Origin of the sequence: Streptomyces sp. Ru71, assembly GCF_002920535.1 — a bacterium.
Classification (GTDB): Bacteria; Actinomycetota; Actinomycetes; order Streptomycetales; family Streptomycetaceae; genus Streptomyces.
This window is the reverse complement of record NZ_PQSS01000003.1, coordinates 180856-202219: the sequence shown is the minus strand read 5'-3', so window position 1 is coordinate 202219 and position 21364 is coordinate 180856. Positions and strand designations below refer to the sequence as shown.

Annotated in this window: 20 protein-coding genes and 1 tRNA gene; 7 read left to right on the top strand and 14 right to left on the bottom strand. The window is 71.3% G+C overall.

All coding sequences use genetic code 11. The features are described from left to right. The first annotated feature begins 2 nt into the window (after positions 1-2). Entirely contained in the window at positions 3-743 is a 741-nt protein-coding gene (locus tag C3489_RS03415; RefSeq protein ID WP_103779679.1) for a class E sortase, read from the top strand. Positions 744-851: 108 nt separating this feature from the next. Here the strand turns inward: C3489_RS03415 and pknB are convergent, their stop codons facing one another. From pknB to C3489_RS03380, 6 genes are all read right to left on the bottom strand, one after another. Then, positions 852-2849, bottom strand: a complete 1998-nt coding sequence (gene pknB / locus C3489_RS03410) for a Stk1 family PASTA domain-containing Ser/Thr kinase (protein WP_103779677.1) — start codon at positions 2847-2849, stop codon at positions 852-854. A gap of 168 nt (positions 2850-3017) precedes the next feature. Beyond that, on the bottom strand, positions 3018-4502 hold the full coding sequence (locus C3489_RS03400) for a penicillin-binding protein 2 (protein ID WP_103779675.1): 1485 nt from the start codon (positions 4500-4502) through the stop codon (positions 3018-3020). Then, positions 4499-5938 (bottom strand): FtsW/RodA/SpoVE family cell cycle protein, encoded by a 1440-nt coding sequence (locus C3489_RS03395; protein ID WP_103779673.1) that lies wholly within the window; start codon positions 5936-5938, stop codon positions 4499-4501. Before C3489_RS03395 ends, C3489_RS03400 begins: the two co-directional genes overlap by 4 nt. A gap of 27 nt (positions 5939-5965) precedes the next feature. Then, entirely contained in the window at positions 5966-7498 is a 1533-nt protein-coding gene (locus C3489_RS03390) for a Stp1/IreP family PP2C-type Ser/Thr phosphatase (protein ID WP_103779816.1), read from the bottom strand. A gap of 132 nt (positions 7499-7630) precedes the next feature. Beyond that, entirely contained in the window at positions 7631-8140 is a 510-nt protein-coding gene (locus tag C3489_RS03385) for an FHA domain-containing protein (protein ID WP_103779672.1), read from the bottom strand. A gap of 10 nt (positions 8141-8150) precedes the next feature. Next, positions 8151-9014: a DUF3662 and FHA domain-containing protein gene (locus C3489_RS03380; protein WP_103779670.1), complete on the bottom strand. Its 864-nt coding sequence runs from the start codon at positions 9012-9014 to the stop codon at positions 8151-8153. Positions 9015-9487: 473 nt separating this feature from the next. Between C3489_RS03380 and C3489_RS03375 the strand changes: the two genes are divergently transcribed. Then, positions 9488-9571: transfer RNA gene (locus C3489_RS03375), tRNA-Leu, on the top strand. A 76-nt stretch (positions 9572-9647) separates the two neighbouring features. Here C3489_RS03375 and C3489_RS03370 read toward each other — a convergent pair. After that, positions 9648-10541, bottom strand: coding sequence for an aminoglycoside phosphotransferase family protein (locus C3489_RS03370; RefSeq protein ID WP_258054541.1), 894 nt, complete (start codon positions 10539-10541; stop codon positions 9648-9650). 267 nt (positions 10542-10808) lie between these two features. Here C3489_RS03370 and C3489_RS03365 point away from each other — a divergent pair, with 267 nt between their 5' ends. Both C3489_RS03365 and C3489_RS03360 read left to right on the top strand, forming a co-directional pair. After that, positions 10809-11513: a 2OG-Fe dioxygenase family protein gene (locus C3489_RS03365; protein WP_258054540.1), complete on the top strand. Its 705-nt coding sequence runs from the start codon at positions 10809-10811 to the stop codon at positions 11511-11513. Between the two features lie 84 nt (positions 11514-11597). Then, positions 11598-12212: a LysE family translocator gene (locus C3489_RS03360; RefSeq protein WP_103779666.1), complete on the top strand. Its 615-nt coding sequence runs from the start codon at positions 11598-11600 to the stop codon at positions 12210-12212. A 76-nt stretch (positions 12213-12288) separates the two neighbouring features. Here C3489_RS03360 and C3489_RS03355 read toward each other — a convergent pair whose 3' ends face one another. Then, positions 12289-12777 (bottom strand): YbaK/EbsC family protein, encoded by a 489-nt coding sequence (locus C3489_RS03355; RefSeq protein ID WP_103779664.1) that lies wholly within the window; start codon positions 12775-12777, stop codon positions 12289-12291. A gap of 195 nt (positions 12778-12972) precedes the next feature. Here C3489_RS03355 and C3489_RS03350 point away from each other — a divergent pair, with 195 nt between their 5' ends. The 3 genes from C3489_RS03350 (at position 12973) to C3489_RS03340 (ending at position 15776) form a co-directional block, all read left to right on the top strand. Beyond that, the gene (locus C3489_RS03350) at positions 12973-14415 is read left to right on the top strand and encodes a DUF2252 domain-containing protein (RefSeq protein WP_374936716.1); all 1443 of its coding nucleotides are present in this window, start codon (positions 12973-12975) and stop codon (positions 14413-14415) included. Positions 14416-14595: 180 nt separating this feature from the next. After that, positions 14596-15399 (top strand): hypothetical protein, encoded by an 804-nt coding sequence (locus tag C3489_RS03345; protein ID WP_103779663.1) that lies wholly within the window; start codon positions 14596-14598, stop codon positions 15397-15399. A gap of 47 nt (positions 15400-15446) precedes the next feature. Next, a complete protein-coding gene (locus tag C3489_RS03340) occupies positions 15447-15776 on the top strand; it encodes a rhodanese-like domain-containing protein (protein WP_103779661.1) in 330 nt (109 codons plus the stop codon). Between the two features lie 32 nt (positions 15777-15808). On the opposite strand, the gene C3489_RS03335 is transcribed toward C3489_RS03340, so the two are convergent. The 6 genes from C3489_RS03335 to paaA all read right to left on the bottom strand — a co-directional run bounded on the left by C3489_RS03335 (position 15809) and on the right by paaA (position 20665). After that, positions 15809-16945, bottom strand: a complete 1137-nt coding sequence (locus tag C3489_RS03335; RefSeq protein ID WP_103779659.1) for an acyl-CoA dehydrogenase family protein — start codon at positions 16943-16945, stop codon at positions 15809-15811. Between the two features lie 100 nt (positions 16946-17045). Beyond that, the gene (locus tag C3489_RS03330; RefSeq protein WP_103779657.1) at positions 17046-18107 is read right to left on the bottom strand and encodes a 2Fe-2S iron-sulfur cluster-binding protein; all 1062 of its coding nucleotides are present in this window, start codon (positions 18105-18107) and stop codon (positions 17046-17048) included. Then, positions 18107-18637: a 1,2-phenylacetyl-CoA epoxidase subunit PaaD gene (gene paaD, locus C3489_RS03325; protein WP_103779655.1), complete on the bottom strand. Its 531-nt coding sequence runs from the start codon at positions 18635-18637 to the stop codon at positions 18107-18109. The genes C3489_RS03330 and paaD overlap by 1 nt, the downstream gene beginning before the upstream one ends. Continuing rightward, on the bottom strand, positions 18631-19353 hold the full coding sequence (paaC, locus tag C3489_RS03320; RefSeq protein ID WP_103779653.1) for a 1,2-phenylacetyl-CoA epoxidase subunit PaaC: 723 nt from the start codon (positions 19351-19353) through the stop codon (positions 18631-18633). The genes paaD and paaC overlap by 7 nt, the downstream gene beginning before the upstream one ends. After that, entirely contained in the window at positions 19350-19637 is a 288-nt protein-coding gene (paaB, locus tag C3489_RS03315; protein ID WP_103779651.1) for a 1,2-phenylacetyl-CoA epoxidase subunit PaaB, read from the bottom strand. Before paaB ends, paaC begins: the two co-directional genes overlap by 4 nt. Then, the gene (paaA, locus tag C3489_RS03310) at positions 19634-20665 is read right to left on the bottom strand and encodes a 1,2-phenylacetyl-CoA epoxidase subunit PaaA (RefSeq protein WP_103779649.1); all 1032 of its coding nucleotides are present in this window, start codon (positions 20663-20665) and stop codon (positions 19634-19636) included. Before paaA ends, paaB begins: the two co-directional genes overlap by 4 nt. Positions 20666-21364 lie beyond the last annotated feature (699 nt).

The window sequence follows — 21364 nt, the reverse complement described above, 5'->3', positions numbered from 1 at the left end:
CAGTGGCAGCGACCGCAGAGGACACCGGGACGTCGTCCCCTCGACCGGCGGGGCGTCGCCGGGGCACCGGCCGGATCGCCATGGCGGTCAGCGTCTTCGGTGAGCTTCTCATCACGGCCGGCCTGGTACTCGGCCTGTTCGTCGTCTACTCGCTGTGGTGGACGAACGTCGTCGCCGACCGGGCGGCGGGCCGGCAGGCCGACAAGGTGCGCGAGCACTGGGCCGAGCAGGACACCGGGCCCGGCGCGCTCGACACCGGTGAGGGCATCGGCTTCCTGCACGTGCCGGCGATGAAGAACGGCGAGGTGCTGGTCGAGAAGGGCACCAGCACCAAGGTCCTCAACGACGGCGTCGCCGGCTACTACACCGACCCGGTCAAGGCGACGCTGCCCATGACCGGCAAGGAGGGCAACTTCACCCTCGCCGCGCACCGCGACGGCCACGGCGCGAAGTTCCACAACATCGACAAGCTGAAGCAGGGCGACCCGATCGTCTTCGAGACGAAGGACAAGTGGTACGTCTACAAGGTGTACGCCGTCCTGCCCGAGACGTCGAAGTACAACGTGGACGTCCTGACCCCGGTCCCGAAGGAGTCCGGCAGGACCAAGCCGGGCCACTACATCACGCTGACGACCTGCACCCCCGTCTACACCTCCCGCTACCGCTACGTGGTGTGGGGCGAGCTGGTCCGGGTGGACAGGGTCGACAGCGCACGCACCCCGCCGAAGGAACTGGCCGGCTGACGCCAGGGCAAGGAGCCCGGCAGCCTCTCCGGACGGCGAGAGCCCCGGCCCCCCCGAAAGGGGGCCGGGGCTCTCGCCGTGTCAGCGGGGTCGGTGCCGCGTGCGGGGCTATCCGCCGGTGGCGCCGCCGAAGAACTGCGTACCGCCGCCGTTGTTGCCGCCGTTGTTGCCCCCGCCGCCCATGGTGAACAGGTCGACCGTCTGGCCCCTGTTGACCGTGGAGCCCTGCGGCGGGTTGGAGCCGATGACGATCGCGTTGTCGTCGTCGGAGCCGGAGATCTGGCCGACGGTGAGGCCGGCGGCCTCCAGCGCCTTCCTGGCGTCCTTCAGCTTCTGGCTCTGCACCGGCGGGACCTGGACCTGCTGGTTCTGCGGGGCCTTGCCGACGACGATCTGGACCGAGGAGCCCTTGTCGACCTGGGAGCCGGCCTGCGGCGTGGTCGAGATGACCTTGCCGACCTGGTTCTGGTCCTGGGTCTCCTGCTCGGTGCAGTTGCCGGTCAGGTCGTTGGCCTGCATCTGGGCCTTGGCGGCGTCACAGGACTGGCCGACGACGTCCGGGACGGTCGCCTTCTCCTCCGCCTTGGCGACGGTGAGGGTGACCGTGGAGCCCTTCTCGACCTCTTCACCGAGCTTGGGGTTCTGGTCGAGAACCGTGCCCTCGGCCTCGGAGGAGACCTCGGTCTTCTTCTCGACCTTGAACTGGTACTGGTCGCCCTCCAGCAGCGCCTTGGCGTCGTCGAAGCTCTTGCCGAGCACGCTGGGCACGGCCACCTTCGGGGCGCCCGTGGACACCACGATGTTGACCGTGCTGTTCTTGTCGACCTCGGTCTTCGCCACCGGATCCTGCGAGCAGATGTTGCCCTTGGCCTGGTCCTCGCAGGGCTTCTCGGTGGCCGACAGCTTCAGGTCCGAGTTCTCGGCGATCTTCTGTGCCTGCGCCTGCGACAGGCCGATGAACTGCGGCACCGGCACCTTGTCGTTGCCGACGCCGCTGCCCGAGAAGATGTACTTGCCGATCAGGATCGCGCCCACCAGGACCAGGATCGCCGCGACGACCAGCAGGATCGTGGACGTGTTGGACTTCTTCTGGCGGCGCCGGTCCGGACGGTCGTCGTAGCCGTAGCCCCCGTCGTCCGGGTTCATCGGCGGCAGCATCGTCGTCGCCCCGGCGGGACCGCCGTCCGAGCGCAGCGCGGTCGTCGGCTGGTCGTCGGGGTAGCCGCCGTAGGCCACCGAGCCCATGGCCGCGGTGGCGGCGACGGGCTGGCCGTCGAGGCAGGCCTCGATGTCGGCGCGCATCTCGTCGGCCGACTGGTAGCGGTAGTTCGGGTCCTTGACCAGTGCCTTCAGCACGATCGCGTCCATCTCGGGCGTGATCTCGGGGTCGAAGACCGAAGGGGCCTGCGGTTCTTCCCGTACGTGCTGGTAGGCCACGGCCACGGGGGAGTCGCCGACGAACGGCGGGCGCACCGTGAGGAGTTCGTAGAGCAGACAGCCCGTCGAGTACAGGTCGGAGCGCGCGTCGACCTGCTCGCCCTTGGCCTGCTCCGGCGACAGGTACTGCGCGGTGCCGATCACCGCCGCGGTCTGCGTCATCGTCATGCCGGAGTCGCCCATGGCGCGGGCGATGCCGAAGTCCATGACCTTCACCTGGCCGGTGCGGGTCAGCATGACGTTGGCCGGTTTGATGTCGCGGTGGACGATGCCACTGCGGTGGGCGTACTCCAGGCCCTGGAGGATGCCGACGGTCATCTCCATCGCGCGCTCCGGCAGCAGCTTGCGGCCGGAGTGAAGAAGCTCACGCAGGGTGGAGCCGTCGACGTACTCCATGACGATGTACGGGATCGAGACCCCGTCGATGTAGTCCTCGCCCGTGTCGTAGACCGCGACGATCGCGGGATGGTTGAGCGAGGCGGCCGACTGGGCCTCCCGGCGGAAGCGGGCCTGGAAGGACGGGTCGCGCGCGAGGTCCGCGCGCAGCGTCTTCACCGCCACCGTGCGGCCGAGGCGGGTGTCCTGCGCGAGGTAGACCTCCGCCATGCCACCACGGCCGAGCACCTGGCCCAGCTCGTACCGGCCGCCGAGGCGACGCGGCTCTTCCATAGCTACCTACCAGCCCTCTCCATCGGTCCCGACCGGCACGCCCGTGCGGCCGGAGGCTGTCGTCCGGCCTACCGTACCCGGATCGGTTGGTGTGACCCGGCCGAGCCCGTCACCCGATACAGGACCGGTATCGCATCGTGCGGCCTTGTGCGGACGACGTGAACGACGTCACTTCTTGCTGTTGATGACCGCCTCCATCACGCTCCTGGCGATGGGGGCGGCGAGACCGCCGCCGGAGATGTCGTCACGGTTGGCGTTCTCGTCCTCGACGACGACGGCGACCGCGACCGGCGAGCTGCCGTCGGCGAGCTTGGCGTAGGAGATGAACCAGGCGTAGGGGTTCGCGCTGTTCTCCACACCGTGCTGGGCGGTACCGGTCTTGCCGCCGACGGTGACGCCGTCGATCTGCGCGTTCTTGCCGGTGCCGTCCTTGACCACGGTCTCCATCATCGACTGCAGGATCTGCGCGTTCTTCGACGACAGCGGCCGGCTCAGCTCCTGCGGGTCGGTCTGCTCCAGGGTGTCGACGCCCGACGTCTGGAGCTTGTCGACCATGTACGGCTTCATCAGCTTGCCGTCGTTGGCGACCGCGGAGGCGACCATGGCCATCTGCAGCGGCGTCGCGGCGGTGTTGAACTGGCCGATGGAGGACAGCGCGGTCTGCGACTTGTTCATGTCGTCGGAGAAGACGGAGGCGCTGGAGCGCACCGGCGTGAACTGCTCGGCGTCGAAGCCGAACTTCTTGGCCTCCGCGAGCATCTTGTCGTTGCCGAGGTCGGCACCGATCTTGCCGAAGACGGTGTTGCAGGACACCCGCAGCGCCTCACGCATGGTGGCGTTCTCGCAGGGGATGTTGCCCTCGTTCTTCAGCTCGGTCGTGGTGCCCGGCATCACCCACGGAAGCGGCGAGCGCGTGTTGGTGTCGGCGTCCGGGTACAGGCCGTTCTCCAGCGCGGCCGCGGCGGTGACGACCTTGAAGGTGGAGCCCGGCGGGTAGGTCTCGCGCAGCGCCCGGTTCAGCATCGGGTCGCTGGGGTTGTCCTTCTTCTGCAGCTTCTGCCAGGCCTTGGCGTCGTCGTCGGTGTTCCCGGCGAAGGCCGACGGGTCGTACGACGGGTAGGAGGCGAGCGCGAGGATCTTGCCGGTGGCCGGGTCCAGCGCGACCACGGCGCCCTTGCCGCCCTGCTTCTTCAGGCCGTTGTAGGCGGCCTTCTGCGCGGCCCCGTTGAGCGTGGTGACGACGTTGCCGCCCTGCTTCTCCTTGCCGGTGACCATGTCGAGGGTGTTGCGGAAGAACAGGCGGTCGTCGGTGCCGCTGAGGATCTCGTCCTCGATGGACTCCAGCTGGTTGGCCCCGAAGGCCTGCGAGGCGTACCCGGTGACCGGCGCCCACATGGGGCCGTTCTTGTAGGTGCGCTTGAACTCCAGGTCGTTCAGCCCGGTCGTGCTCGTCTTCGCCGACCCGGTGATCGGGGCGCCGTCGACGATGATGTCGCCGCGCGGGGTGGAGTAGCGGGCGATGGTGACGCGGCGGTTGTCCTTGTCGCCGGCCAGCGAGTCGGCCTTGACGTACTGCAGCCAGTTGTCGCGGATGAGCAGGGTGAGGACGAGCAGGCCGCAGAAGATCGCGATGCGTCGCAGGGGCTTGTTCATGACGGACGGACCACCTGGGTCATCTCGGCGTCGGGGTTGCTGGCGGGTGCGGGTGCCGGGCGGCGCGCGGTGTCGCTGATCCGGATCAGGATGCCGATCAGCGCCCAGTTGGCGATGACGGAGGAACCGCCGTACGCCAGGAAGGGCATCGTCATACCGGTGAGCGGGATGAGGCCCATCACACCGCCGGCCACGACGAACACCTGCAGCGCGAACGCGCCGGACAGGCCGATGGCGAGCAGCTTGCCGAAGGGGTCGCGGGCGGCGAGGGCGGTGCGCACGCCGCGCTCGACGATCAGGCCGTAGATCAGCAGCAGCGCCATGATGCCGGCCAGGCCCAGCTCCTCGCCGAAGGTGGCCAGGATGAAGTCGGAGTTGGCGGCGAACCGGATCAGGTCGCTGTGGCCCTGGCCGAGGCCGGAGCCGAGGGTGCCGCCGGAGCCGAACGCCCACAGCGCCTGCATCGCCTGCTCGGAGTGGCCGGCGACGCCCTGCCGGGAGAGCGTGTACTCCTTCATCGGGTCGAGCCAGGCCTGCACACGCTGCTGGACGTGCGGCTCGAAGCTCGCCACGCCCACCGCGCCGGCGCCGGACATCAGCAGACCGAAGACGATCCAGCTGGTCCGCTCGGTGGCGACGTACAGCATGATCACGAACATGCCGAAGAACAGCAGGGAGGTGCCGAGGTCGGTCTCGAAGACCAGGATGAGGATCGAGATGAACCAGACCACCAGGATCGGGCCGAGGTCACGGCCGCGCGGCAGGTACAGGCCCATGAAGCGGCGGCTGGCGAGCGCGAGCGCGTCCCGCTTCACCATCAGATAGCCGGCGAAGAACACCGCGAGCACGATCTTGGCGAACTCACCGGGCTGGATGGAGAAGCCGGCGACGGAGATCCAGATCTTGGCGCCGTAGATGTTCTGGCCGAGGCCCGGCACCAGCGGCAGCAGCAGCAGGAACAGCGCGCCGACCATGGAGATGTAGGTGTAGCGCTGCAGGACGCGGTGGTCCTTGAGGAAGATCAGCACGACGATGAACAGGGCGATGCCCATCGCGGTGTACATCAGCTGGCGCGGCGCGGCGGTGCCGGCCTGCTTGATGGACTGCAGCAGTTTCGACTGGTCCAGGCGCCAGATGACGACCAGGCCGAGCCCGTTGAGCAGCGTGGCCAGCGGCAGCAGCAGCGGGTCCGCGTACGGCGCGAACTTGCGGACGACGAGGTGGGCGACGCCGGCCAGCAGACCGAGGCCGAGGCCGTAGCTCAGCAGCCCGGCGGGCACCTCGTCGTTGATCGCGAGTCCGACGTTGGCGTAGGCGAACACCGGGATGGCGACGGCGAACACCAGCAGCGCGAGCTCGGTGTTGCGTCGGCTCGGCGTGCCGATGGAGCCGATCGTGGACGTGTGGTGCGTCGACGTGTTGGTAGTACTGCTCATCGTGTGACAGGGCCTCTCACGGCTTGCCTACTGCTTACCGCACAGCGAGACGACCTTCTGCTCTTCCTCCGAGAGGCTGGGGCCGGGGCTGGGAGTGGCGGTGGGGGTCGGTGAGGTGGACGGGGCCTTGGGGGTTCCCGTGGCCGATGGGGTCGGTGTGACCTTGGACGTGAAGGAGGCGGGAGTGGTTCCCGTGGTGCCTCCGGCCTCGCCCTCGCCCGTCCGCGCGTTGTGCTCGCTCTCGGCGGCGTTGCGCTCGGCCTGCTTCTTGCAGGCGGAGGCCTGCACGGCGAGCTCGTCGATCTTCTTCTGGGCGTTCGCCAGGTCGCCCTCGACGATCGTCTTCTTGACCTGCTTCTGCTGGTAGGGCGGCAGGTACTTGAGTTCGATCTCGGGGTGGTCCTTCTCCACCTCGGACAGCGACACCCAGGCCAGGTCCTGGTTGATGCCGCGGTACAGGGCGACGTGCTCGTCCTTGGTGCCGACGTAGTACTGGGTCTGGGTCCAGCGCCAGCCGCCGTACAGGCCGCCGCCGATGACGGCCAGCGCCAGCGCCGAGTACAGCGATCTCTTGAGCCACTTGCGGCTCTTGCGCGGCTTGGCGAAGTCGCCCTCGTCCCAGTCGCCGAAGCTCCCGGCCGGGATGAAGCCGGTGGTGTCGCCGGAGCCGGGCGGGCCGAACTCGCCGCCCCCGCCGCCGTGCCGGCCGAGTCCCGAGGCGCGGCCGGCCGGGGTCTGCATGATGCCGTTGCTGTCGCCCTGGTGGTGCTGGTTCTCGGCGACGGCGCCGACCACGACCGGGGTGTCGGACAGCTGCCCGGCGAGCGTGTCACCGGTGTCCAGGTCCAGCACGTCGGCGACGATCACGGTGATGTTGTCGGGGCCGCCGCCGCGCAGCGCCAGCTCGATGAGCTGCTGCACGGTCTCCTGCGGGCCCTGGTAGCTGGCGAGGGTGTCCTCCATCGTCTGGTGGGAGACGACTCCGGACAGCCCGTCGGAGCAGATCAGATAGCGGTCGCCGGCCCGCACCTCGCGGATCGACAGGTCCGGCTCGACGTGGTCGCCGCTGCCGAGGGCGCGCATCAGCAGGGAGCGCTGCGGGTGGGTGGTGGCCTCTTCCTCGGTGATGCGGCCCTCGTCGACCAGGCGCTGCACCCAGGTGTGGTCCTGCGTGATCTGCGTGAGCACGCCGTCGCGCAGCAGGTAGGCGCGGGAGTCGCCGACGTGGACGAGGCCGAGGCGCTGCCCGGTCCACAGCAGGGCGGTGAGCGTGGTGCCCATGCCCTCCAGGGACGGGTCCTCCTCGACCATCTGCCGCAGCTGGTCGTTGGCGCGCTGCACGGCGGCGCCGAGCGCGGTGAGGATGTCGGAGCCGGGGATGTCGTCGTCGAGGGCGACGATGGTGGAGATGACCTCGGAGGAGGCGACCTCACCGGCGGCCTGGCCGCCCATGCCGTCGGCGATCGCGAGCAGCCGCGGACCCGCGTACCCGGAGTCCTCGTTGCCCTCGCGGATCATTCCTTTGTGCGATCCGGCGGCGAAGCGCAGTGACAGACTCATGCCCACCTCGCCCGTCGGCTCCGCATGCAGCCGGTCGTGTCGAGCCACACTGCCCACCCTCCGGTCGGGAGCGCGCCGGGGTCCGGGGTGTGAACCGCCGCTGCGTGCTCGCTCCGCTCGCTCATTGTCGTACTACTTCCGCAGCTCGATGACGGTCTTGCCGATGCGGATCGGCGCACCCAGCGGGATCGGCGTGGGGGTCGTCAGCCGCGTCCGGTCGAGATACGTGCCGTTGGTGGAGCCCAGGTCCTCGACGATCCACTGGCCGCCCTGGTCCGGGTAGATCCTGGCATGGCGGCTGGAGGCGTAGTCGTCGTCCAGCACGATCGTCGAGTCGTGCGCCCGGCCCAGAGTGATGGTCTGGCCCTGCAGCGCGACGGTGGTGCCGGTGAGGGTGCCCTCGGTCACCACGAGCTTGGTGGGGGCGTTACGGCGCTGGCGCCCGCCGCTCGCCTGCTGGCGCTGGGGCGGCGGCGCCTGCCGCTGGGCCTGCTGGGGCCGCGCGGCCTCCCGTCGGGCGCCGCGCTGGGTGACGCGCGTTCCGAACAGGTCGCTGCGGATGACCTGCACGGCCACGATCACGAACAGCCACAGGACGGCCAGGAAACCCAGCCGCATGACCGTGAGGGTCAGCTCTGACATTGCCCCCGCTTCACCCTTCGGCTTGCCTATAGATAACGGTGGTGCTGCCCACGACGATCCGCGAGCCGTCGCGGAGCGTAGCGCGGGTGGTGTGCTGCCCGTCCACCACGATGCCGTTGGTGGATCCGAGATCCTGGATCGTCGAGGGCGTTCCGGTCCGGATCTCGCAGTGCCGGCGGCTCACGCCGGGGTCGTCGATCCGCACGTCGGCGTCGGTGCTGCGGCCCAGCACCAGCGTCGGGCGGGAGATCTGATGGCGGGTGCCGTTGATCTCGATCCAGTAGCGGGTGCGTCCGCCGGGCATCGGTGCCGCGGCGGCCGTCGGCCGCTGGGGGCTCGACGGCTGCGGGTAGCCGTAACCGCCGGGGCGGGCGCCGGGCGGCGGGGCGGACGGCATGGGGGGAGCTCCGGCGGGCGCGGCGGGCCGGCCGGGCTGCGGGTAGCCGTATCCGCCGGCCTGCTGGCCTGCCGCGGGGGCGCCGGGCGCCTGCTGGCTGGCGGACGAGGCGAGCGTGCGGCTGCGCACCCGGTACAGGCCGGTGTCGAGATCGTCGGCCTTCTCCAGATGGACCTTGATCGGGCCCATGAAGGTGTAGCGCTGCTGCTTGGCGTAGTCGCGCACCATGCCGGCCAGCTCGTCGCCGAGCTGCCCGGAGTAGGGGCTCAGGCGCTCGTAGTCCGGCGCGCTCAGCTCCACGATGAAGTCATTGGGTACGACGGTGCGGTCGCGGTTCCAGATCGTCGCGTTGTTGTCGCACTCGCGCTGGAGCGCTCCGGCGATCTCCACGGGCTGGACCTCGGACTTGAAGACCTTGGCGAAGGTGCCGTTGACCAGACCTTCGAGACGCTGCTCGAACTTCTTCAGGACTCCCATGGGGCACCTCCTCCGTCGTTCCTGCCGTCCTGCTTCCCGCGGTGCGGGCACTGCCTTGCCTGGTACTGCTTACTGATCGTATCCACGCGCCGGTCGATCGGCTGGTTCCCCCTGTCGGCCCGGTCGACGGGTGTCGACGCTGCCCTTCCCATCTGTTGCCTCGTACCCCGCGCGGGGTACTTCTGCCCAGGATCGTAGAGGCGGCCGCAAACCAGTGTCCCGCACCCGGCTGCGCGTCCCGGTCCCCTTCAGGGGGGACGGCCGTGACCGGTACAGGGTTGATACGTGCCGGGGGCGGGGCCAAGACGTGAGGGCGTGGCGGGCGGCGCTGCTCAGGGGTGCGCGGCGGGGCGGACGGGGCGTGAGGTGGGGCCTGGCGGAAGGGATGTGAATCCACCCCGGACGACGTGCTAATGTTCTGGGTGTCGGAAGGCGCCGGGCCGAAAGGAACGGAGCCGGAGGACACACCCAATGCGCGGGTGGCGGAATAGGCAGACGCGCTGGATTCAGGTTCCAGTGCCCGCAAGGGCGTGGGGGTTCAACTCCCCCCTCGCGCACAGAAGGCGAGAGGCCGGTCGGAAACGACCGGCCTCTCGTCGTATGTACGGTGTTGCCGCTCATGTGAGGAAGCTCTCAGCGGCTGTCCAGTATCTGGCGCAGCACATAGCGGGCGTTGGCGGAGATCACCGGGTTGGTGTGCCGGTAGTACGGCAGTTGTGTCACCGCCATGGACAGCGCCCAGCCGCGGCCGCGGGCCCAGGTGGCGTCGTCCACGTCGACGGCGTCCCGGAAGACCTGGCGGGCGGCGGGGGTCAGCAGGTTCCACGCCGGGATGAGGTCGACGGCCGGGTCGCCCACGCCGGCCGTTTCGAAGTCGAGTACGGCGGTGAGCCGGCCGTCCGCGCCCAGCAGGTTGCTCGGCATGAGGTCGGAGTGGGTCCAGCGGGGCCGACCCGTCCACTCCGGGGTCTGCAGCGCGGTCTCCCAGGCGGTCAGGAGCGCGTCGGTGTCGAAGGGTTCGCCGGTGGCGCGCAGTTTCTCCAGCCAGGAGCGGGTCTCGGCGTCGGCGGTGCGCAGGGGGGCGCCCCGGTAGGCCGGGGGGCCGCCGGGGACGGGGACCTCGCGCAGGGCGGTGACGAAGGACGCCAGGTCGCGGGCCAGTTCCTTGCTCCCGGTGCCTTCGGTGAGGACCTCGCCGTCCAGCCAGCGGTGGACGGCCCACCGGTACGGGTAGCCCTCGGCGGGCTCGCCCAGGGCGACGGCCTCGGGGATCGGCACGGGCAGCAGCGGGGCGAGCCGGGACAGCCGGCGGGCCTCGTCGTCCAGGGACTCGGCGCCGCCCGGCAGGAGCGGCAGCCGGACGGTCAGGCCGGGGCCCAGACGGTAGATCGCGTTCACCGTGCCGCCGGAGGCGAGGCGGGTGACGGTCAGGTGTGCCCACTGGGGGAACTGGCCCCGCACCAGGCGGCGGACGAGGTCCGGGTCGGTGTGCGCTTCTCCTTCGTGCATCTTCCGGGGTGCGGTCATGGGGTGTGTGTACACCGCGGGGGCCGGTGGGGTCACCCGGATTTTCCGGTCCGCCGGTGGGCCGAAAAGCGCTCGCGGTAATTCGTCAATCCCCGGAATTCGGCCAGTGGCCGAAAAGGGCCGTGCACACGAAGGGAGCGTAAACAGTTCCCTGTTTTCGTTGACATGCTCACGAGTCGCCGTTCATGATCTACGGCGGTATCGACCACGATGGCCAGGGGGAAACAAATGTCTTCGCAGTACCACGACCGAATCGAAGAACTCGCCGTGTCGCTTTCCGACAAAAGCTACGGCCTTGTTTCCGGGGAGCACGTCGCCGACCTTCTCCGCTCGCGTTCCGAAAAGGCGCTGGACGATCTGGAGGACTTCCGCGAGAGCTGGAACCGGATGCCGCTCGACGGCTACATGGCCGACGGCGGGCGTTACCGGCGCCGCCGGCACGCCACGCTGAGCGCGCCGAGGGGCGGCGGCGCGTACCGTGTCGAGGCGCACCAGCCGCACTACCAGACGCTGGACTACAACAACCTCAACGGCGGCATCGCCCGGCACTACGAGCCGTTCGAGGACACCGTGCTGCGCGGCTCGACCATGGACAGCCTGGTCACGCTGGGCTGCGACCTCTTCGGCAGGCTCGCGCCCTACTCGGCCTGGCACATCGAGGCCCACCAGTTCCGCATCGAGGTGAACGGCGAGGAGGTCGGCAAGCCGACGCCGGAGGGGGTGCACCGGGACGGGGTCACCTTCGTGCTGATGGCGATGATCGGCCGGTCCAACGCGGGCGGCGGCGAGAGCACCATCTTCAACCTGGACAAGGAGCCGCTGGAGAAGTTCACCCTCACCGACCCGCTCGACCTGGCCCTGGTCAACGACGAGCGCGTCTACCACGGGGTCTCGCCGATCCAGCAGCTGCAGGCGGACCGGCCCGCCTCCCGTGACGTCCTGGTGATCACCTACCGTCACAAGGGCGCCTGACGTCCCTGCGGGAGCGCCCGCCGACCGGCGGCGGGCGCCCCGTTGCGGTATTGGTCCTGCCGGTCGCGACAGAAACACGGGTACATGGGTCAGATCATCGCCGTGGCGGTCATCACCGTTCTGGCTGTCATCAGCCCCGGAGCGGACTTCGCGATGACCGTCCGCAACAGTTATCTCTACGGTCGGCGTGCCGGAATCCTCGCGGCCGTCGGAATTTCGCTCGGCGTCCTGGTCCACGTCACCTACACGATGGTCGGCGTGGGGCTGCTCGTCTCGCGGACGCCGCTGCTTTTCACGGTGATGAAACTCGTCGGCGCCGCCTATCTCGTCTACATCGGATACAAGACGTTCGTCGCGAAAGCCCAGCTGCACATCGACCTGTCCGCCGACGCCACGCTGTCCGGGGCGGGGGCGCTGCGGACCGGGTTCTTCACCAACGCCCTCAACCCGAAGACGATGCTGTTCGTGCTCAGCACCTATACACAGGTCGTCAGCGCCGACACCCCGGTCGTCCAGCAGATCGGATACGGCTTGTTCATGTCGGTGGCGCACCTGGTGTGGTTCGCCCTCGTCGCGCTGTTCTTCTCCCAGCAGCACCTGCGCGCCCGGCTGCTGCGGCGGCAGGCCGTGCTCAACAAGGTGATCGGGAGCGTGCTGGTGGGGCTGGGGATGGTGCTCGCGTTCACGCCGTCGGGGTAGGCCGGTCCCGCGTTCACGCCGTCCGGGTAGGCCGGTCCCCGGACGGGGGTCGGCCGGAACACGGGTCCGGGACGGGTCAGTCCTGGGCGACCGGCTCCAGGCGCGGCTCGGCGATCTCCCGGTAGGACTCGGTCGACAGGGCCAGGGAGCGGTCGAGGCGGGCCGCGTTGAAGTAGAACTCCGGGTGGGTCAGCAGGGCGGGGTCGACGATCAGCTCCAGCCGCTCGTCGAAGGAGAACGGCAGGATGGTGCCGCTGGCGGAACCAGCCAGCTCCTCGGCGATCTCCGGCGTGGCGAACGACGCGTAGGTGCCGCCGTACAGGGCCTTCACCGCCGCCACGTCGACCCGCTTGTCACCGGGTACGACGACCAGCGCGAAGCGCTTCTCCTTCTTGCCGATCTTCACCATGACGATGATGCACTTGGCGGCCTGGGCCAGGTCGTGGCCACGCAGCCGGCTGACCGCCTCGGTGGCGCCCTCGCTCTCGTGCTCGATCACCCGGTAGTCGGCCCCGCGCTCGTCGAGCAGGGCGATCAGCTTGTCGTAGGTGTCGTGCGAGGCCATGGGTTCCCCTCGGGCAAACGGCGGCTGCGTCGGGCGAGTTGACCATAACGTCCGAGGGGTGCCCGGGTTGTCCACAACCGCCGAGTCGTCCACAGGGTCTGACGGGATTCGGCCACCGGCGGTACGGTCGGCACGCGTTGATGTTCGTGCAGCTCGTGTGCGGGGGAGGCGGTCGCGGTGACCGAGACGGTTGCGGTGGTGTCCGAGGGGTCGGGTGCGTGCGCCCAGGGGGCCGGGCAGGTGCCCTCTGCGGTCCGGCGGCTTCCCCGGGTGCGGGGCTTCGCCGAGTGGCCCGCGGCCGCCTCGGCGAAGGAGGAGGGCAAGGCGCTGCGCCGCGCGGTGCCGCGCCGGGCGCACGCCGCGCCCGACCTCGATGCCGGCCGGCCGGACGCGGTGCGCGCGGTGGAGGAGTCCCACCAGGGCCGGCTGCCCGAGCTCACGCCGATCCGGGCGGGCCGGATGGCGGCCACCCCGTTCGCGTTCCTGCGCGGTTCGGCCGGGCTGATGGCCTACGACCTCGCCCGCACCCCGCTGACCCGGATCACCGCCCAGATCTGCGGCGACGCGCACGCGGCGAACTTCGGCCTGTACGGCGACGCGCGCGGCGGACTGGTCATCGACCTGAACGACTTCGACGAGACCGTGCCCGGCCCCTGGGAGTGGGACCTCAAGCGGCTCGCCGCCTCGCTGGTGCTCGCGGGCCGGGAGGCCGGCGCCGACGAGGACACCTGCCGGGCGGCCGCGTACGACGCGGTGGGCGCCTATCGGCGCACCATGCGGCTGCTGGCGAAGCTGCCGGTGCTGGACGCGTGGAACGCCATCGCCGACGAGGAGCTGGTCTCCCACACCGACGCGCACGATCTGCTCGGCACGCTGGAGCGGGTCTCGGAGAAGGCGCGGGCCAACACCAGTGGCCGGTTCGCGGCGAAGTCGACGGAGCCGACCGGGGACGGCGGGCGCCGCTTCGTCCCGGCGCCGCCGGTGCTGCGGCCGGTACCGGACGCCGAGGCGGCTGCGGTGGCCGCGTCGCTGGAGGACTATCTGGGCACCCTGTCCGAGGACCGGCTGCCGCTGCTGGCCCGGCACGCGGTGCACGACGTCGCCTTCCGTGTCGTCGGCACCGGCAGCGTGGGAACGCGCTCGTACGTGGTGCTGCTGCTGGACCACCGCGGTGAGCCGCTCGTGCTCCAGGTGAAGGAGGCACGGCCGTCGGCGCTGGTGCCGCATCTGGCCACGGCCGGCTTCGAGGTGCCGGAGGTGGACCACGAGGGCCGCCGGGTGGTGCTCGGCCAGAAGCGGATGCAGGTCGTCAGCGACATCTTGCTGGGCTGGACGACCGTCGAGGGCCGCCCCTTCCAGGTCCGGCAGTTCCGCAACCGCAAGGGCAGCGTGGACCCGGCCGCCCTCGCCGCCGACCAGATCGACGACTACGGCCGGATGACCGGCGCGCTGCTGGCCCGCGCCCACTCCCACAGCGCCGACCCGCGCCTGATCGCCGGCTACTGCGGCAAGAACGAGGAACTGGACGAGGCGATAGCGGCCTTCGCCGTCGCCTACGCCGACCGCACGGAGGCGGACCACGCGGATCTGGTGGCGGCGGTACGGGCGGGGAGGGTCGCGGCGGAGCTGGGGGTGTGACCGGCCCGGAGTGTGACCGGCCTCGGGCGTGACCGGCCTGGGGCGTGACCGGCCTGGAGTGTGACCGGCCTGGGGCGTGACCGGCCGGGTGGGGCCGGCCGTACCCCGCGGCGCGGGGGAGGGAGCGGCATCGCAGCACCCGCCCCGGTGCCGGGCGCCCGCAGCGCCTAGGCTGGACGGGTGACGACCCCGGAAGCCGAGCAGTCCCGCCCCGAGGAGCGCCTGGAGCAGGCCGTGTGGGCCGCCGAGCAGGCGCTGATCGAGTACGAGATCGCCGTGGAGACCTTCCGTGTGGAGGTCGAGAACTTCTCCCGGCTGCACCATCAGCGCCTCGGCCCGATGTACGCCCGCATCGAGGAACTGGACGCCCGGATCGCCGAGGCGCGGGCCGCCCGCACCGGCGACCCCGAGGACCTGCGCCGGGCGCGGGAGCTGCGGGCCCGGCTGGAGCCGATCCCCGGCGTCGAGGAGCTGATGCACGGCTGGATGGACGACTCCGGGCTGTTCCCGGAGGCGGTGGCGATGCTCACCGATCAGCCGGTCCGGCCGCCGCAGCGGGTGCGGCCCAGCGAGGAGGCCCGCCGGCTGTACCGGGAGCTCGCCCGCAAGGCCCACCCGGACCTGGCGCAGGAGGAGGACGAGCGGGTGCGGCGCGAGGACTTCATCACCCGCGTCAACGCCGCCTACGCCCGTGGCGACGAGGCCGAGCTGCGGGAGCTGGCCGCCGAGTGGGCCGCGGGCCCGGTGCCCGCGGAGCGCCGGCCCAGCCGCAGCGAGGAGCTGTACGCCCGCCTGGAGTGGCTCTCCCAGCGCAAGGAACTGCTCACCGTGCTCCAGCGGGAGCTGGAGGAGGGCGCGATCGGGTCCATGCTGCGGCTCGCGCCGGACGACCCCGACGCCCTGCTGGTGGAGATCGCCGGGCAGCTGGAGAAGGACATCGCCGTGCGCGAGGCGGAGCTGGCGACGCTGGTCGGACCGGAGTAGCGCCGGGCGCGTCCGGTAGCGTCGGGGGCATGAGTTTCGGAGCTGGAGTGCCCACGGTCGAGGTCGGGGACGTCAAGGACGGCGACTTCCTGCTGGACGTCCGTGAGGACGACGAGTGGCAGGCGGGCCATGCCGCGGCTGCCCTGCACATCCCGATCAGCGAGTTCGTGGCCCGCTACGGCGAGCTGACCGAGGCCGTGCCGCAGGACGGCCGCGTCCATGTGATCTGCCGCTCGGGCGGCCGGTCCGCGCAGGTCACGATGTATCTGGTCCAGCAGGGCATCGACGCGGTGAACGTCGACGGCGGCATGCAGGTCTGGGCTGCCGCCGGCCGCCCGGTGATCACGGACGAGGGCAAGCCCGGACACGTGCTGTAGGCCTGGACGCGTGGGGGCCCGCGCGGCGCGCGTCAGCCGAGCGGGTGGGTCGCCAGCATCTCGGCCAGCGTCTCCTCGTGGGCCGCGGCCGGGCCCAGGGACAGCTCCAGGTGCTTGGCCCAGGCGTGGTAGCGGTGCAGCGGGTAGTCGACGTCGGCACCGAAGCCGCCGTGCAGATGCTGCGCCGTCTGCACCACCCGGCGTACGCCCTCCGCCGCCCAGATCTTGGCGACGGCCACGTCACCGGACAGCGGCAGCGCGCCCGGCACGCCCGAGTCGAACCGCCACGCGGCCTGCCACAGCGTGGCCTCCATCGCGCGCAGATCCATGTAGCGGTCGGCGGCCTGCACGGCGACGGCCTGGAACGTGGCGATCGGATGCCCGAACTGCTCCCGCTTGCCGGTGTAGTCGGCCGTCATGCGCAGCACGCGCTCACCGAGACCGAGCGCCAGCGCGCAGGTGCCGGTGGCCAGCAGCAGCCGCAGCCGCTCCCACGCGCCGTCGGCGTCGATCACGTGCCGGGCCGGGAGCCGTACCGAGCGCAGCCGCAGCTCCGCGAGGCGCTCGCCGGTCGTGGAGACCTGCTCGGCGAGCTCGGCGCCCGCCTGTCCACGGGGCAGCAGGGCGAGAACGGCACGCCCGGCGTCCGTGTGCGCGGGCACCACGGTCACCTCGGCGTCGTACGCCCACGGCACCGCCGTCTGCACCCCGTCCAGCACCCAGTCGGCGCCGTCCTCGTGACGCGCGGTCACGGCGAGTTCGGCCGGGTCGTGTCCGGTGCGGCCGTGCGCGGCGACGGTGAGCACCAGCTCGCCCCGCCCCGCCCGGGCGAGCAGGTCCGCCTTCACCTCCGGTGCGGCGTGGGCCTGTACGGCCCAGGTGGCCGCGTTGTGCTCCAGCAGCGGTACCCGTGCCAGCACCCTCGCCGCCTCGCGCAGCACCAGGCACAGCGCGACCGCGTCCAGGCCCGCCCCGCCGTGCTCGGTGTCCAGCAGCAGGCCGAGCAGGTCGGCGCCGGCCAGCCGCGCCCACAGCGCCCGGTCCAGGCCCTCGGCGACGGCGCCCCGGGTGACGGCGGGCGAGGGGACCTGGTCCGGTGCGACACCGGCGAACACCCCGCACGCCGCCTCGGCCGCCGCCTGCTGCTCCTCGGTGAAGGTGAAGTCCACGGTCGCTGCCCTCCGACGGCTCGCCCTATCTGACGGTCCGTCAAAATAGGGCAGCTTTCCGAAGAAGGGAACGGCCGTCGCGGGAACGTCGATCGCCGGGTCAGCGGTCGAAGTCGACCTCCACCCGCTCCGTCAGCGGATGCGACTGGCAGGCCAGCACATAGCCGGCCTCCGTCTCCTCCGGCTCCAGCGCGAAGTTGCGGTCCATGCGCACCTCACCTTCGACCAGGAAGGCCCGGCAGGTGCCGCACACGCCGCCCTTGCAGGCGTAGGGCGCGTCGGGACGGTTGCGCAGCACCGTCTCCAGCACCGTCTCGCCGTCCCGCACCGGCCAGGAGCCGCCGCGTCCGTCGAGGCGGGCGGTGACCGTGCTGTGCGCCGGCGCCGGGGCGGAGGCGGCGGGGGAGACCGCGTCCACGTGGAAGATCTCCTCGTGGATCCGGGACCGGGCCACACCCAGTCCGCGCAGCGCCCGCTCCGCCCCCTGCACCAGCCCGAACGGCCCGCACAGGAACCACCCCGCCACCTCGGCGACCGGCAGCAGCGCCGGCAGCAGCCCGGTCAGCCGCTCCTCGTCGAGCCGCCCGGACGGCAGCCCCGCCTGCTGCTCCTCCCGGGAGAGCACGGTCACCAGCTGGAACCGCTCGGGGTAGCGGTCCTTCAGGTCGGCGACCTCCTCCAGGAACATCGTCGAGGCGGACGTCCGGTCGCTGCGTATCAGGCAGAACCGGGCCTCGGGCGCCCGCTCCAGCAGCGTGGCCACGATCGACAGCACCGGCGTGATGCCGCTGCCGCCGACGACCGCCGCGTACAGGCTGGGCGCCGGGTCGAGGGTGAACCGTCCCGCCGGGGTCATCACCTCCAGCTCGTCCCCGACGTTGATCTCCTTCAGCGCGTACGTGGAGAACGCCCCGCCCTCCACCAGCCGCACCCCCACCCGCAGCGTGCGCGGTCCCGGCCCGTCCGGCGCGGGCGCCGGGGAGCAGATGGAGTACGTCCGCCGTATCTCGGTGCCGTCGGCCACCCGGCGCAGGGCGAGGTGCTGCCCCGGCGCGTGCCGGTACTCCTCGCGCAGCTCCTCGGGGACGGCGAGGGTGAGCGCGACGGAGTCGTCGGTGATCCGGTCGACCCCGGCCACGGGGAGCCGGTGGAAGCGGGCCATCACAACTCCTTGAAGTGGTCGAAGGGCTCCCGGCAGGCGAGGCAGCGGCGCAGCGCCTTGCAGGCCGTGGACGAGAAACGGCTGAGCAGCTCGGTGTCGGGGGAGCCGCAGTGCGGGCAGCGGACGGGGTCGGCCTCCTCGCCGTCCGCGGTGCGGGTGGGGCCCAGGGCGAGCGGCACCGGTCCGGCCTCCCGCCGTGCGCGGGGCGGCGCTATGCCGAACTCCCGCAGCTTGCGCCGGCCTTCGTCGCTGATGTCGTCCGTGGACCAGGCGGGCGCGAGCACCGTGCGGACCGTGACCTCGCGCACCCCGTGCTCGTGCAGCGCCCGCTGTATGTCGGTGCTCATCGTCTCCAGCGCCGGGCAGCCCGTGTACGTCGGGGTCAGGTCGACCTCGACCGCGTCCGCGCCGCGCACCCGCACCGCGCGCACCACGCCCAGTTCCTGAAGGGTGAGCACGGGCAGCTCGGGGTCGGGCACCGCACCGGCGATCCTGAGCAGCTCCGCCTCCAGCGGGGTGGTCGTCACCATGACGCCCCCGGGTGGCTGCGGTGCAGGTGCTGCATCTCGGCGAGCATCCGCCCGAACGACTCGGTGTGCAGGCCCTGCCGGCCCGCGCCGGCCGTCCACGCCCCGGACTGCGGACCCTCGGGCACGCTCAGCGTCGCCCGGTCCAGTACCTCCTCGACCGAGGTCTGCCAGCTTCCACGCAGCCGCTCCCAGTCCACGCCGTCCAGGCCCTCGACCGGCTGGAACATCTCGCCGGTGAACCGCCACAGGGCCGTGCAGGCGCGCTGCATGCGGGTGTGGCTCTCCTCGGTGCCGTCGCCGAGGCGCAGGGTCCACTGCTCGGCGTGGTCGCGGTGGTAGGCGGTCTCCTTGACCGCCTTCGCGGCGAGCGGGGCGAAGGGGCCGTCGCCGCCGGCCAGTTCGGTGTGCAGCAGGTGCTGGTAGGTGGAGAAGTACAGCTGCCGGGCGATGGTGTGGGCGAAGTCGCCGTTCGGCTGCTCCACCAGCTGCAGGTTGGTGAAGGCGCGCTCCTCGCGCAGATAGGCCAGTTCGTCCTCGTCGCCGGCCATGGAGAGCAGCACGCGGGCCTGGCCGAGCAGGTCGAGGGCGATGTTGGCGAGGGCGACCTCCTCCTCCAGGACGGGCGCGTGACCCATCCACTCGCCGAGGCGGTGGGAGAGCACCAGCGCGTCGTCGCCCAGCGCGAGGGCGGCCGTGGCGGGAACCGTCGTCGTCACAGGTGCTTCACCCCCTCCGGGATCGCGTAGAACGTCGGGTGCCGGTACGGCTTGTCAGCCGCCGGTTCGAAGAAGGGGTCCTTCTCGTCGGGCGAGGACGCGGTGATCGCCGCGGAGGGCACCACCCAGATGGACACGCCCTCACCGCGCCGCGTGTACAGGTCGCGGGCGTTGCGCAGGGCCAGCTCCGCGTCGGGTGCGTGCAGACTGCCGGCGTGGGTGTGGGCGAGGCCGCGGCGCGAGCGCACGAAGACCTCCCACAGCGGCCAGTCGGTGTTCGTCATGCCTGCTCCACTCCCCTGCTGCCGGTGGGTGTCCCGGCGCTCTTCCCGGTGTGCTTGGCCGCGTGGGCGGCGGCCGCCTCGCGCACCCAGGCGCCCTCCTCGTGGGCCCGTCGGCGCTGGGTGATCCGCTGTTCGTTGCACGGGCCGTTGCCCTTGAGGACGTTCTTGAACTCCGCCCAGTCGATCGGGCCGAAGTCGTAGTGCCCCCGCTCCTCGTTCCACCTCAGCTCCGGGTCGGGGAGCGTCAGGCCGAGGCTCTCCGCCTGCGGGACGCAGATGTCGACGAAGCGCTGGCGCAGCTCGTCGTTGGAGTGCCGCTTGATCTTCCAGGTCATCGACTGCGCCGAGTGCGCGGACTCGTCGTCGGGCGGGCCGAACATCATCAGCGACGGCCACCACCAGCGGTCCACCGCGTCCTGTGCCATCGCGTGCTGCTCCGGGGTGCCCTTGCTGAGGGTGAGCAGCAGCTCGTAGCCCTGGCGCTGGTGGAAGGACTCCTCCTTGCAGACGCGGACCATCGCGCGTGCGTAGGGGCCGTAGGAGCAGCGGCACAGCGGCACCTGGTTGGTGATCGCGGCGCCGTCCACCAGCCAGCCGATCGCGCCGACGTCGGCCCAGGTGAGGGTGGGGTAGTTGAAGATCGAGGAGTACTTCTGGCGGCCGGTGTGCAGCTTGTCGAGCAGCTCGTCGCGGCTGACGCCGAGGGTCTCGGCCGCGCTGTACAGATACAGCCCGTGGCCGGCCTCGTCCTGGACCTTCGCCATCAGGATGGCCTTGCGGCGCAGCGAGGGCGCGCGCGTGATCCAGTTCGCCTCCGGCTGCATGCCGATGATCTCGGAGTGCGCGTGCTGCGCGATCTGGCGGACCAGCGTGGCGCGGTAGGCGTCCGGCATCCAGTCGCGCGGCTCGATGCGCTCGTCGGCGGCCACGGCGGCGTCGAAGGCGCGCTCGTAGGCGGCCTGGGCGGCGTCGTCCTGGGCGCCGTACGCCTCGGTGCCCATCGCCTCGTGCGCGGCTGTTGTCGTCATGCGGTCCCCCTCGACCTTGGGTTCTGGCCCGGCATGCTCCCGACCGATCGTTCGGTCCGTGCGATTCCATGGTGGGACCGGCGTCGTAAGGTGTCAACTGCTGTGGACAACCTGGGGTCCGGCCTGTGGATGAGCGCGTGCACGTGCACGCCGTTCCCGGCGGGACCCGCCGTTTCGGGCCGACGGTGCCGTTTCGGGGCGACGTGCCGGTGAGGCACCGGGCCCCTGGGACCGCCGTGCAGGGTGGGGCTGTGCCGGGCCGGTGGGGCTGAGTACCGTTCCGTGCGGGCGCCGCGCGGTCCGTGGACGCGGGGACCGTGGAGCCGGACATCAGACATCGGAGACGGGGCGGAATGGACACGTACGGCGGTAACGACGCGTACGGCGGTGGCGCGAGCGCCCCGCCGGGATCGGACGGCCGCCCGGCGGACGGGGAGGCGACGCCGCACGTGCCGGAAGAGCCGCAGGCGGGCGTGGCACCGGGGGCCGTGGCCGCGCCCGGCGGGCCCGCGTCCGCCGGCACCCCGGCAGTCCCCGCCGAGCCGGCCTCCGGCACCGCCCCCGGGTCTTCCGACCCCGCGTCCATCGCCTCCGCGTCTTCCGGCCCCGCGTCCGGCGCCCCCGGGTCTTCCGGCCCCGCGTCCGGCGCCCCCAGGTCCTCCGGCCCCGCGTCCATCGCCCCCGGGTCTTCCGGCCCGG